The organism is Sphingobacterium tabacisoli (assembly GCF_017908035.1).
GTDB lineage: Bacteria > Bacteroidota > Bacteroidia > Sphingobacteriales > Sphingobacteriaceae > Sphingobacterium > Sphingobacterium tabacisoli.
The window spans coordinates 151,163-163,665 of record NZ_JAEQMU010000002.1 but is presented as its reverse complement, the minus strand read 5'-3'; the positions used below and the strand labels follow the sequence as shown (position 1 = coordinate 163,665).

13 protein-coding genes are annotated in these 12,503 nt (G+C 43.8%); 1 reads left to right on the top strand and 12 read right to left on the bottom strand.

What is annotated here, in order from left to right; translation table 11 throughout:
• Positions 1-329 precede the first annotated feature (329 nt).
• The 12 genes from JKG64_RS11650 to JKG64_RS11600 all read right to left on the bottom strand — a co-directional run bounded on the left by JKG64_RS11650 (position 330) and on the right by JKG64_RS11600 (position 11,835).
• Positions 330-2,057 (bottom strand): sensor histidine kinase, encoded by a 1,728-nt coding sequence (locus JKG64_RS11650; protein ID WP_246512575.1) that lies wholly within the window; start codon positions 2,055-2,057, stop codon positions 330-332.
• A 30-nt stretch (positions 2,058-2,087) separates the two neighbouring features.
• Positions 2,088-3,209 (bottom strand): sensor protein KdpD, encoded by a 1,122-nt coding sequence (locus JKG64_RS11645; RefSeq protein WP_210354484.1) that lies wholly within the window; start codon positions 3,207-3,209, stop codon positions 2,088-2,090.
• Between the two features lie 24 nt (positions 3,210-3,233).
• Positions 3,234-4,283, bottom strand: coding sequence for a porin (locus tag JKG64_RS11640; protein WP_210354483.1), 1,050 nt, complete (start codon positions 4,281-4,283; stop codon positions 3,234-3,236).
• Positions 4,284-4,295: 12 nt separating this feature from the next.
• Positions 4,296-4,859 carry a K(+)-transporting ATPase subunit C gene (gene kdpC / locus JKG64_RS11635; protein ID WP_210354482.1) on the bottom strand — a complete coding sequence of 188 codons (564 nt, stop codon included), beginning with the start codon at positions 4,857-4,859 and terminating at the stop codon, positions 4,296-4,298.
• A 51-nt stretch (positions 4,860-4,910) separates the two neighbouring features.
• Positions 4,911-6,980: a potassium-transporting ATPase subunit KdpB gene (gene kdpB, locus JKG64_RS11630; RefSeq protein WP_210354481.1), complete on the bottom strand. Its 2,070-nt coding sequence runs from the start codon at positions 6,978-6,980 to the stop codon at positions 4,911-4,913.
• Positions 6,981-7,022: 42 nt separating this feature from the next.
• Positions 7,023-8,711, bottom strand: a complete 1,689-nt coding sequence (gene kdpA, locus JKG64_RS11625) for a potassium-transporting ATPase subunit KdpA (RefSeq protein WP_210354480.1) — start codon at positions 8,709-8,711, stop codon at positions 7,023-7,025.
• A 98-nt stretch (positions 8,712-8,809) separates the two neighbouring features.
• Positions 8,810-8,887: a potassium-transporting ATPase subunit F gene (locus JKG64_RS23340; protein WP_380893684.1), complete on the bottom strand. Its 78-nt coding sequence runs from the start codon at positions 8,885-8,887 to the stop codon at positions 8,810-8,812.
• Positions 8,884-9,267 carry a DUF7674 family protein gene (locus JKG64_RS23045; protein WP_246512574.1) on the bottom strand — a complete coding sequence of 128 codons (384 nt, stop codon included), beginning with the start codon at positions 9,265-9,267 and terminating at the stop codon, positions 8,884-8,886. Before JKG64_RS23045 ends, JKG64_RS23340 begins: the two co-directional genes overlap by 4 nt.
• A 5-nt stretch (positions 9,268-9,272) precedes the next feature.
• Entirely contained in the window at positions 9,273-9,611 is a 339-nt protein-coding gene (locus JKG64_RS11615; RefSeq protein WP_210354478.1) for a DUF7674 family protein, read from the bottom strand.
• Positions 9,612-9,882: 271 nt separating this feature from the next.
• Positions 9,883-11,217: a sigma-54-dependent transcriptional regulator gene (locus JKG64_RS11610; protein ID WP_210354477.1), complete on the bottom strand. Its 1,335-nt coding sequence runs from the start codon at positions 11,215-11,217 to the stop codon at positions 9,883-9,885.
• A 64-nt stretch (positions 11,218-11,281) separates the two neighbouring features.
• Positions 11,282-11,695, bottom strand: coding sequence for a hypothetical protein (locus JKG64_RS11605; protein WP_210354476.1), 414 nt, complete (start codon positions 11,693-11,695; stop codon positions 11,282-11,284).
• Complete coding sequence (locus tag JKG64_RS11600) at positions 11,650-11,835, bottom strand: hypothetical protein (RefSeq protein WP_210354475.1); 186 nt, start codon at positions 11,833-11,835, stop codon at positions 11,650-11,652. Before JKG64_RS11600 ends, JKG64_RS11605 begins: the two co-directional genes overlap by 46 nt.
• 70 nt (positions 11,836-11,905) lie before the next feature.
• Between JKG64_RS11600 and JKG64_RS11595 the strand changes: the two genes are divergently transcribed.
• Positions 11,906-12,487 carry a TetR/AcrR family transcriptional regulator gene (locus tag JKG64_RS11595; RefSeq protein ID WP_210354474.1) on the top strand — a complete coding sequence of 194 codons (582 nt, stop codon included), beginning with the start codon at positions 11,906-11,908 and terminating at the stop codon, positions 12,485-12,487.
• Positions 12,488-12,503 lie beyond the last annotated feature (16 nt).

Here is a 12,503-nt window from a genome sequence, read left to right as displayed (position 1 = left end):
TCATACTAAAAATATAGGCAAGAGAACAGCTTGTCTTTACTATCCCGATAAATTTTCCCGAAACGATTAAAAAAACATGAAGTCATTAAATACTTTCACGGAACAGTTAACACGTATCACTAAAAAAGTGACATATATCACTTTTTTTAGTGATACGTGTTATTAATTTAACCGAAAGGAATCTTTTAGTTTCGTTTTGTAAATTTACAGCTACAAAAAACCGAGTGATACAAGAAAATTGGTTGTCGATACAATATTTTAGATTTGCACAACAAACAAAAAAACCTCAGACTTTTACTGAGGTTGGTATTAAAATGAGGAATAAATGATTAACCGATTTTGAGGCAAAAAGAGAAAACACTGCCTACACCGTACTCACTTTCTACGGTAATGAGTCCGCCCTGGGCCTCGATAAATTCCTTACTAATACTAAGGCCGAGTCCTGTTCCTTCTTTCTTAGATCCGGGCACTCTAAAATAGCGATGAAAGATCTTATCCATATACTCTGGAAGAATGCCCTGCCCCGTGTCCCGTACAGAAAACCAGACTTTATCTTCTTTAACATACACCTGAATATATACCATAGACTCGTCGTGAGAATAACGCAATGCGTTGGAAAGCAAATTGGTCAATACCCACGCTGTTTTCTCGGAATCGGCCTGCACCTTACGCACAGGCTCATCGATATCAACAAGCACCTGTATATGGCGCTGCTCTATCGCAGCCCGGTTCGCTTCTATCGCATAGTCGACTATAGGCTGCACCTCGGTAGCAGTAATTGTCATCTGAATAGCCCCGCTTTCCACCTGTGCCATATTCAGCAATTCGCCTGTGATATCCAACAGGCGCTGTAGGTCATCTTTAATTCCTGTCACCAGACCAGCTTGTTCTTCATTCAACTCCCCGACCTGCTTATTTTCTAGCAGTTGTATCCCTAGCTTTATAGAAGCTATCGGTGTCTTAAACTCATGTGATACCGTTCCGATAAAATTGGTTTTTGCTAGATCCATTTCTTTAAAGGCGGTAACATTTTTCAACAGAATAACCCGTCCGATAAACTGTTCTTCGCTTTCCCCGGTAGGTACAATCGTAATATTGACCAATTCCTTCTCGAAATAGCTTTCCTTGCCATCGGCATAAATCTGAAGCGTCTTTCCTTCGTATCCAGTCCTCTGTCCTTGATCGCGATACACGTCCCGCAGCAAATCATTCTGTACCGCTAGATCTCGAATCGACCTGCCGACCAACTCTTCATTTTTCATTCCCGTCACCTTGCAAGCCTGTTCGTTGGCAAATAGAATAATCTCTCCCTCATCCGTACCTATAACAGGATCGTGCATCCTTTCGATAAGTGTATCAATCCGCTTCTTGCTTTTCAACAGTTTATCCAACTTACTATCCGCATATTCCTCTAGCTTCTCCGCCATCGTATTAAAGGAATCTGCCAGTTCACCAAATTCCCGGTGTCCAGAAAAGAACACCCGCTTCTTATAATTTTGATTAGCGATCTGTTTAATGCTATCAGAAAGTTCGGTAATCGGATTGGCGATAGACGAAGGTAGATTAACCAATAACACAAAGGCAATCAAAAAACACAGCGCTCCTGTGATGGAGATGATCACAATCGCACGATGAGCTGTATTACCCGCGATATCACTTTTCCGTTCGATAGCTTCCATATTAAGCCGCATCAGTTCCGTAATATCCGTACGGATCGCTGCTATCAAGACTGGATCGTCGGGCTTACGTTCGAGTGCCTGGAGATGTTCAAGAATCAACTGTGTCGCATCCCGCTCTCCGACTTCTGTCATATTACGGCTCTGTTTGTCGAGGTTCTCTTTAAAAAGTTTGACCGCTACAGGGTCGGTATCCAACTCATCGAGTACCGTCAACATATTGTTCGCGTACAGCAAAGTGTTGTAGTTGGCTACAAGAATATTGTTTGTATCCTTTTTCAACTGATTGACATACCAACCACTGACTGTGGCCAACAATACAATCAAGAAGAATAACATGCCTACCCCAAAGGTAATTTTTGTCTTTATGTTCATCTTCATATCCTATGTTCTTGTATCATCTTAGAACTATCAGCTCAAGATAACCAAATCTATATTTTCTCTGGACAATTTATTTAATAGCGTATTAAACGTATCTGTTGCCAAGATCACCCGAAACAATGTCATATGGGGCTTACCTATACATACTGTTGTAATCTTACGTTCTTCACACTGGGCGAGAATAGACTGCGTAATCCCTTTGCCCTTCACCTTCACAATCTCTGCTCCTAACTCGGTTGCCAGTTTAAAGTTATTGATCAGATGCCGTTGTTTGTCCAACGCAATCTTATCCACGCTCTCTTTTGCCGTCTGCACATAAAGCACATACCATACCGCATTATAATAGTTAGCCAGGCGCGCCGTCTTACGGATTATCGTCCGTGCTGTTTTTTCGTTTGAACTGATACAGGCCAGGAGGCGCTCCTTTTTCACCGCCCGTAGCGGAGCCACTTCCGATTCTACTTTTCGCTGTACCTGCGAGGCCACCTCCTTAAGCGCCAGCTCCCGCAATTGTAATATATGCTCGCTTTTAAAAAAGTTGATCAGTGCTGTATCCACTTTACTCTGTTCATAAATCTTCCCTGCTTTCAGCCTATCGATTAACTCTTCGGCAGTAAGGTCTATATTGACGACCTCATCCGCCAAGGCCACTACACTATCGGGGATACGCTCGCGAACCTCTACACCTGTGATATCGCGCACCTCATCATTGAGGCTTTCGATATGTTGGATATTTACCGCACTGATCACATTGATTCCTGCCTTGAGGATATCCATAACATCCTGCCATCTCTTTTCATTGGCGCTACCTTCCATATTGGTATGTGCCAATTCGTCGACAATGACCACCTCTGGCCGAACTGCTAAGATTCCCTGAAGGTCCATTTCCTCCAGTTCCTTGCCTTTATAAAACATGCACTTGCGCGGAATAATGGGAAGTCCCTCCAGAAGCTCATGAGTTTCTTTACGCCGGTGTGTCTCGATATAACCAATCTTAACATCGATTCCATTTTTGAGCATAGCATGGGCCTCCTGCAACATCCTGTAGGTTTTTCCGACCCCTGCACTCATGCCGATATAGAGTTTAAACTTACCCCTTCTCGACTTTTTTATCAGCTCTAGAAAATGTTCCGCCCGTTTGTTTTCTTCCATATCGCTTTGTTCTGCTAGGACAACTTAAAACTTAACGGCCAATGCCGTTGTCGCGCTCCAATGCGAACGATCCCGTAGTGCCAAATTCTTTAGTTCCGTACGCCACACCAAATTGGGCAAGATGTGATAATCAACATTTGCCGATGCCCCCAACGCCCGCATCCCCCTTTCGTCTTCAACAGCAATAATCACCCCGTTACGGTCTTTAAAATATTCCATCCGTCCAGCAAGGGCCAGTTTGGTATTCAATCTATACTGCATAATCCATACGGCAGTATACCAATGTCTATATTTATCAGCTCCTTTTTCCTGTTGCTCGGCACCGATATCAAACCCTGCTGTAAAGTTAATTTTTTCACTCCATTGATACTGCGCATACAGGTTATGAAAATACCGCATCTGCCGCGTACTGTCCGGCTTATCACTTCCGACAAAAGAACTGCTATTGAGTGTCCATCGTTCGGATGGGCGAAATGTCAATTGGTGTCCAAATGCGGGAGTCGTATTCCCCTCTACCCGCTGTATACGTTGCCAGCCATTCAGCACCAACAAAGCAAGCTGCCATTTTTTATTCTCTGTCTGATAGGACAGCTTCGCACCTGTTTCAAAATAGGGAGAATTTTCGGCCATTATACTCCTGGTCAGCGTTGGACAATCCATTCCTAAAGCACTTTCAAAACCGATATGCGAGGGCAATACACCGACATCCAACCACAGGTCCCGCGATGGAGAAAGACGAACCCCGATATTGGCTTCGTATATATTTTTCAAGACATCCGGTTCCCCACCATAACTGGCGTTCATATAGGAGCCGACACCTATTCCCAAATTTGTACGCATGCGTTCTGTTACATAGGAGGCCTTTATCATTCCCAGATTCAGACTGACCTCATTATTCCTGTTATGGCTATATATAAAGTTAGGTCTTTGATTTGATTTGGCAGCACCAAAATCATGCTGGTAATACACCTCGGCATAACCGCTGATATGTACCCCCTTATTATCCTGAGCCTGTACCCAAAAACCACAGCAGACCATCAGTCCTGCCAAAGTAGCGTTATATTTCATATTCATAGTGAGAAGGTCTTACTTGCCCAAACGGTCCAACGCGAGGTTAAGCATTAATACATTTACTTTTTCCGGCCCTAATAATCCCAAAAGCGGGCGTTCTTGACAACTGTCAATCAACCTATGAAGCTGCACTTCGGTCAGGCTACGCTCTTGCGCTATTCGTTTGATCTGCACTCGTGCTGCGACTACCGAGATATGAGGATCCAACCCACTGCCACTGGCAGTCAATAGATCCACTGGAATATCCGCTTTACTGACTCCCGGATTATGCTGCAAAAAATGACTGATCCGTTGCTGTACCGTAGCGAGGTATTCTTTTTCATTCGGACCTTTATTACTGGCGCCTGACCCCGCCGCATTATAGTCCACCGCCGAAGGGCGAGACCAAAAGTATTTCGCTTCTTGAAATGACTGTCCAATATTTTTATAATAGGTCTTACCATCCTGCTGGATGACCATCCCTTTCCCCTTACCATCGGAGAGTTGGCCTATCCCCCACAATAGTGCGGGATAGGCTACGACGAACAAAATGAGCATTGCAAGCGTCAATTTTATAGCAGGTAATATATGTGTGTTCATATGTTTTTAGTTTTTTATTTATCCTATGAAATTCTTTGTAGCGTTCAATAATTAGAAGAAAAATGAAATCGCCATATCAATCAGTTTGATCCCTATAAAAGGCACTATAACTCCTCCCAAACCATATATCAATAGATTTCGACGCAATAGCGCACTGGCTCCGATAGGTTTGTATGCTACCCCTTTGAGCGCCAGCGGAATCAACACCGGAATCACGATAGCGTTAAAGATAACGGCGGCAAGTATGGCACTTTCCGGGCTATGGAGGCGCATGATATTAAGTCCCTGTAGAGCAGGAATAGCGGCTACAAACAAGGCTGGAATAATAGCAAAATACTTAGCCACGTCATTAGCAATACTAAAGGTGGTCAGTGTACCCCGCGTCATCAGAAGTTGCTTCCCGATTTCGACCACTTCGATTAGTTTAGTCGGGTCGTTATCCAGATCCACCATATTACCAGCTTCCTTAGCAGCCTGAGTACCGCTATTCATCGCAACACCGACATCCGCCTGTGCCAAAGCGGGGGCATCATTGGTTCCATCCCCCATCATCGCGACCAACCGACCTGCCATCTGCTCGTTCTTGATATAGTTCATCTTATCTTCAGGCTTTGCTTCGGCTATAAAATCGTCGACTCCGGCCTTTTCGGCAATATAGCGTGCTGTCAATGGATTATCCCCCGTGACCATCACGGTCTTTATTCCCATTTTACGCAATCTTTCGAAACGTTCCTGTATACCGGTCTTGATAATATCCTGCAACTCAATGACGCCAAGAGCCTCATTATTTTCGGTCACCACCAGCGGTGTACCTCCATTTTCGGCAATCGTCTTCACACATGCCAAGATATCCTGAGGGAATATATTTCCTGCCTGCTCCACCTGAGCACGCATCGCATCTGTAGCACCTTTCCTTATTTTCCGATTGGCTATATCGACTCCCGAGCTACGGGTTTCTGCTGTAAAACGGATAAAATCCAAATCGGACAGTCTATACTCAAATGCTGGTACGCCTTCTCTCCAATAGGCCATCCGCTCCTTATCCATGACCAGCTTTGCATTTTCAGTAGCGCCAGCCAATTCGACAATAGATTTTCCCTCTGGTGTTTCATCTACCACTGAGCTCAGTAATGCCGCTTCTATTAGCGCAGTTCTATCTTTACCTTCCGCTGTGTAGAAGTTTGTAGCCTTTCTGTTTCCGATCGTAATCGTTCCGGTCTTGTCCAGCAGGAGCACATCGATATCCCCTGCTGTCTCTACCGCTTTACCACTTTTCGTAATGACATTCGCCTTCAGCGCCCGATCCATTCCCGCTATCCCTATTGCCGAAAGTAGCCCTCCGATAGTGGTAGGAATAAGACAGACAAACAAAGCGATAAATGAAGCAATCGTAATAGGCACATTAGCGTAATCCGCAAAAGGTTTTAACGTTACCGTGACCAAAATAAACACCAGTGTAAATCCCGCCAATAGAATCGTTAGCGCGATTTCATTGGGTGTCTTTTGCCGGCTGGCCCCTTCGACCAGGGCAATCATTTTATCCAGAAAACTCTCTCCAGGCTGTGCTGTAACCTTCACCACGATACGGTCAGAAAGCACTTTAGTACCTCCTGTCACTGAACTCTTATCACCACCGGCCTCTCGAATGACCGGAGCTGATTCGCCCGTAATTGCACTTTCATCGATAGTCGCCAAGCCTTCGACAATCTCTCCATCCGAAGGAATGACGTCTCCAGCCACACAGTAGAACAAATCGCCCTGTTGTAACAGGGAAGAAGAAACAATACGGTCGTCCATTAACTTTGCAGGAGTATCCTCCCGCGTCTTCCGCAGGCTATCAGCCTGGGCTTTACCCCGAGCCTCTGCTATTGCTTCGGCAAAGTTTGCAAACAGCAAAGTCAACAAGAGTACAATGAATACGACAAAATTGTACAGAAAACTTCCCTGTCCCTGTTCGCCCAATGCAATCCAGATACAGACCAACAGCATTACCACTGTTCCCAATTCGACCGTAAACATAATCGGATTGCGGTACATATGTGCTGGATGCAGTTTTACAAAGGATTGCTTTAGCGCATCTTTTAGTATATCTCCTTGAAATAAGGATTTATTATTTTCCATTAGAATAGTATTATATAGTATATTTTGTTGGGGACAATCCCATTAGCGCATAGAGAAATATTCGGCCAGCGGTCCCAATGTTAGTACCGGGAAGAAAGCTAAGGCGGCTACAATCATAATAACCGTAAAAATCATCATCCCAAATGTCGCTGTATCTGTTTTTAGCGTTCCCTCACCCTCAGGAATAAACTTCTTCGATGCCATCAGTCCGGCAATGGCCACTGGTCCTATAATGGGTAAGAATCGACTTAGAATCAAGACAATTCCTGTACTGATATTCCACCAAGGGGTATTATCACCCAGCCCTTCAAAACCACTTCCATTATTAGCCGATGCCGAAGTGTATTCATACAATATTTCACTAAAGCCGTGGAATCCTGCATTATTCAAAGTTCCGTCGATAAGTTGCGGAAAAGCTGTCGATATCGCCGTACCGACCAGAATAAGAAAAGGATGTATCAATGCGATGATCATCGCTATTTTCATTTCCCGCGCTTCGACCTTCTTACCGAAGAGTTCCGGTGTACGTCCCACCATCAAACCGCTGATAAATACCGCTAAAATCACAAAGACGAAGAAATTGAGAATCCCTACACCGACCCCTCCATAAAAGCTATTAATCATCATAGCCAATAATTCGTTCATCCCCGACAGTGGCATCGTACTATCGTGCATGCTATTGACCGAACCTGTGGATATCACCGTGGTAGCGATACTCCAAAATCCAGAAGCCGCCGCACCGATACGCATCTCCTTACCTTCCATAGCACCGAGATCATTATTTACGCCCATCGCTGTTATCGCGGGGTTTCCTTTCATCTCCATATAGACATTGGGCACGACCAACAAGAGAAAACCGAAGGTCATCACCGAAAACATCATCCAGGAAAAGCGCATCCTTTTGGTAAAATATCCAAAGGCAAACAGCATGGCTAAGGGGATAATCATCTGCGCCATCATCTCCAGCATATTCGTCAGGTAGGTCGGATTTTCGAATGGGTGCGCTCCATTAGTTCCAAAGAAACCGCCCCCATTGGTACCGACATGTTTAATGGCCACGAATCCAGCCACTGGTCCACGGGAAACCTCCACAGTCTGCCCTTCCAGCGTCTGCATACTATCCTTGCCCTCGAAGGTCATCGGTGTCCCCTGAAAGATAAGTAGTATAGCGACAAAAAGAGATATGGGCAACAAAATCCGCGTACAGGACAGCAGGAGATAATTATAGAAATTGCCCAATGTATTTGCGGTCTTATCTCGGAATGCCCTAAATACAGTAACCGCAGCTGCCATTCCGGTTCCTGCGCTGACAAACTGTAAAAACATGAGCCACAGCTGCGCCAGGTAACTCACCCCAGTCTCTCCGGAATAATGCTGCAGATTACAGTTGACCACAAAAGATATCGTCGTATTAAAGGCTAAATCTGCAGACATACTGGGGTTGCCATCTGGATTGAGCGGAAGTACTCCCTGTGTCATCAACAGCAACATACCGATGATAAACCAAAGCATATTAATACTCAACATGGCGATCATATGCTGTTTCCATCCCATCTCTTGCTGTGGGTTTACACCGCTAAATTTAAAAAAAAACTTTTCTAGAGGTCCCAATACCGGGTCCAATAAAGTCCTCTCCCCACTGTATACCCGGGCTATATATTTCCCCAGGGGAATAGCTAGTATTACAGTCAATAGAAAAAGGATAATGACACTTAAAATCTCTGTGTTCATATATAAATCGTTTCGTGATCCGCTGCAATGCGTATCGTTTTTTTATTATGCTCTCTGACCTATCCCCTTACGGATTATGTGCTATGAGCGTTATTTAATTAGAATTTCTCCGGGTTGAGCAGTACATAAGCGATATAGGCAAACACTGCTATGGCAAGAATAAATAGTAGGGTCATAGTTTTGATTTTTGGATTAAATTTTCGGCGGTCTGCCTTTGGTAAACATGCTGCAAACGTCTCGGAATTCCTGCGTAGAGGATATCCCATTGTCCTTGTCCACACTGCCTTTTGAGTCCTTCAAATGAACGCACCACAAGATTCTCAATCAGATAACGTACATATCGATTTCCACTACGGTGCAATCTGGCCAGAAACTGAAGGTGGGCAGACACATCGCTCAATCGGTTACCATGCAATAGCGTTCTTAAAAAATTGACTACAGCCTGTAATACACCAGCAATATTCCGCTTTCGCGATAGCTGTACGATCTGCTCTTCAATCTCCTTACAGTCGTCTGCTAGGTAGTCTGCAATATTTTCTTCGTTGACCTTCTTCATGTTCGTTAGTTTTCTAAAATAACTTTCAGGTATTCTTTTCGGAGCTCTTTAGGCAGCAGGTTCATATGCTGTTTGAGGCTTGCTGGACATTCTTCCTGCACGAGCTCACAGAGGAACTCATTCTCAATCGCATTTTTAGTATACCTATTACCTCCCTGATAGAGCAGATTGATAACTTTGGCCACATCCTGCACCCATATCAGGTCTTCATCGCTCCCATGATGGATTCTATCGACGCAGGAACAGGCTATCTGCCGCAAAAGCTCATAGTCGGATGCTACCGTTGCACTATTTTGGATTCCTGGAATCCATTGTTGTAATGTGCTTTTGATTTTCGTTTCCATGTTCAGCATTACAAGCATTAGATGTTTTCGAAAAAAGACACCGCCTTGAACAATAGTCCAAAACAGCCAAATCCGAGGATTAATAAAATAATTGACATCATGTTTTCTATTTCTTTCTACTCCTAATGCCAAAGGTTGTTCCAAGGCAACCAAAAATACCACAACACACTGTCATACAGCTAAAAACAATATTTAAAAAAGAAAAGGGCATAAAAAAAGCCTATCAAAATGATAGGCTCTTTCTCAATATGAGTAGATTATTAAATCAGAATTATAAGCTATACTCGTCTATTTTTCGATACAGTGTCGCTACGCCTATCTCAAGGAGGCGTGCTGCTTCTGCTTTATTTCCGCCGGTATGCTGCAGCACCTTCAGAATATGTATTCGTTCGATTTCGGAAAGCGCCAACGAAGAAGTAGCAGACGCCCTCGTACCCTCTCCCTGCATATCTAACGGCAAGGTCCCTATATCCAGGGTATCCGTATCTGCCAGAATAACACTACGTTCGATTACATTCTTCAATTCCCGGATATTTCCTTTCCATTGGTTTTTCTCCAACGCACCCAGGTATTCTGGGCACACTGCAAGCGGTTTTCTTCCAGCTTTGAGCGAAAATTCCTGGGCATAGAATAGCGCCAGTTCTTTGATATCCTCCTTGCGTTCTCTCAATGCCGGTAGATGTATAGCGAATACAGAAAGTCGATAAAAAAGGTCACTGCGAAAACTCTCTTTCGCTATCTCCTCTTCGAGATTCCTGTTGGTCGCGGCGATAATGCGGACATCCACTTTGGTCGGCTTCGAATCTCCAACTTTCAAAAACTCTCCGGTTTCCAATACCCGTAGTATTTTGGCCTGTAATTCGAGTGCCATCTCCCCTATTTCATCAAGGAAAATAGTACCGCGATGGGCTTCTTCAAACAATCCCTTCTGATCCTTATTCGCTCCTGTAAATGCTCCTGCCCGATGTCCAAAAAGCTCATTTTCCAATAGTTCCTTACTGAATGCAGAACAGTTGATCGCTACAAAACTAAATTTAGAACGGTTACTCTCCTGATGTATAGATTGTGCAAAGACTTCTTTACCTGTCCCCGTCTCTCCAGTCAGCAACACTGTCGTATCCGTTGTTGCAACTTTTTTTGCCAGCTCAATCGTCTGTTGTAGGATTTTAGACCGTCCCACAATACTATCGAAAGCATATTTCTTGCCCAATCTATTTTCCAACTGATGGACTTTCTTGGCAAGAGAAGCCTTGTCGTATGCTTTATAGAGCAGTGGTATTATCTTATTGTTGTCATCTCCTTTGGTAATATAGTCGAATGCTCCATTTTTTATAGCCTGTACACCATCAGGGATATTCCCATAGGCGGTTAGCAAAATAACTTCCACATTAGGGTGTTTTTCCTTGATATGTTTTACCGTATCGACACCACTACCATCCGGGAGTTTCACATCGCATATCACCACATCAATATCTGTTGATTCCAGGCGTTTTAATCCTGTTTTGATATCATCTGCCTGAAAGACCTCAAAGCCTTCGAGACCGATGATCTTAGCCATCAATTGCCTTAACTTATCTTCATCATCGATTATCAGTACCCTATTCACCTTGTTTGTTTTAGTTGTATATACACGAAGCTATAAAATTCCCATTACTCCAACAATAAGCCACTTAAAGATTTCGCTGTACATACCAACGTTGGTGCACAAAGTAATAGAATAGCCCTCCCGCAAAATAAGCGAGTACATCACCCCAATCGGCCGTATTGTAATCTGTAAGATGCGGCATTATACCCTCAAACACAATTGAGGTCAACAAAGCGTAAAAAAGAATATGGAACAAAGGAAATGCAAAGGGTCTACCCTGATTGAAAACGGTACAGCCCAGCACCAATGCAAAATGTACAACCACAGGAACAAAAACAAAATCAGTCAACCAGCCATTGACCAAGGGAATAGGAGTTCCCGCCTGCCTTGAGAACCGAATTAAAAACCAACACCCCCAATAGAAAATATAAAGTGGGTCGGCCAGCTCCCGCACTAATGTGCAAAAGAGATGGCGATCAACATAGCGATAGCTCCGCATACCATTAACGTCATAAACATTACAAATCCCAAACGCTTACCAAACTTTTTTGTCGGAGAATCATCCGGTTTGATATCCATTATCGTTTGTTTTATTTCCTGGTAAGTTGACTTAATCAAGCCTTCTTTTTTACCACTCATAGCTTTACATTTATTTCTACAAAGATAAATAAAGTTTTATATTTTAGAACAATTGTTCTAAATTTGAATAATGAATACGAAAGATAAAATTTTACAGGCAGCCTTGGCGCTTTACAACCAAGAGGGTATCCGGAGTGTGACAACCCGCCATATTGCGGCCGTCATGGGAATCAGTGCAGGCAACCTGCATTATCATTTCAAACATACTGAAGATATCATCCTTGCTTTATTCGAGCAATTGGTCGTAGCTTACGACCAGATTGTCCAAGATATGGCTATCCATACAGCATTGAACATGGAAGACCTAAAGCAGTGCATCGACTCTTCTTTTCGCCTCATAGAACAGTATCGCTTCATATTTATAAATTTTGTTGAGCTTGGCAGTTGGATTCCCAGTATACGGGCGAGTTACCAAAACCTGGTAGCCCGACGGGAGCAGGAGTTTTTAAGGATGTTTACCGATATGGTTGATGATGGTGTATTTCGTGCCGACATCCCTCCTGCGGTACAAAAGGGCATCTTACGTCATCTGTTCCTGATTTCGGATTTTTGGATTTCGTCCAACGAACTTAGAGAGCAACTCCGTGGAGACGAAGCATTGGCGGTTTATAGGCAAGATGTACTTTCTATCTTCACGCCCTATCTCAAGTAGCGAATCTCCATAGCAC

Bases quoted from the DNA above. Each gene is read 5' to 3' on its own strand.
- JKG64_RS11605 (WP_210354476.1), bottom strand. From the start codon at position 11,695: ATGCGGAGCTATCGCTATGTTGATCGCCATCTCTTTTGCACATTAGTG.
- JKG64_RS11645 (WP_210354484.1), bottom strand. From the start codon at position 3,209: ATGGAAGAAAACAAACGGGCGGAACATTTTCTAGAGCTGATAAAAAAG.
- JKG64_RS11615 (WP_210354478.1), bottom strand. From the start codon at position 9,611: ATGGAAACGAAAATCAAAAGCACATTACAACAATGGATTCCAGGAATC.
- JKG64_RS23340 (WP_380893684.1), bottom strand. From the start codon at position 8,887: ATGACCCTACTATTTATTCTTGCCATAGCAGTGTTTGCCTATATCGCT.
- JKG64_RS23045 (WP_246512574.1), bottom strand. From the start codon at position 9,267: ATGAAGAAGGTCAACGAAGAAAATATTGCAGACTACCTAGCAGACGAC.
- kdpB (WP_210354481.1), bottom strand. From the start codon at position 6,980: ATGGAAAATAATAAATCCTTATTTCAAGGAGATATACTAAAAGATGCG.
- JKG64_RS11650 (WP_246512575.1), bottom strand. From the start codon at position 2,057: ATGAAGATGAACATAAAGACAAAAATTACCTTTGGGGTAGGCATGTTA.
- kdpA (WP_210354480.1), bottom strand. From the start codon at position 8,711: ATGAACACAGAGATTTTAAGTGTCATTATCCTTTTTCTATTGACTGTA.
- kdpC (WP_210354482.1), bottom strand. From the start codon at position 4,859: ATGAACACACATATATTACCTGCTATAAAATTGACGCTTGCAATGCTC.
- JKG64_RS11640 (WP_210354483.1), bottom strand. From the start codon at position 4,283: ATGAATATGAAATATAACGCTACTTTGGCAGGACTGATGGTCTGCTGT.
- JKG64_RS11600 (WP_210354475.1), bottom strand. From the start codon at position 11,835: ATGAGTGGTAAAAAAGAAGGCTTGATTAAGTCAACTTACCAGGAAATA.
- JKG64_RS11595 (WP_210354474.1), top strand. From the start codon at position 11,906: ATGAATACGAAAGATAAAATTTTACAGGCAGCCTTGGCGCTTTACAAC.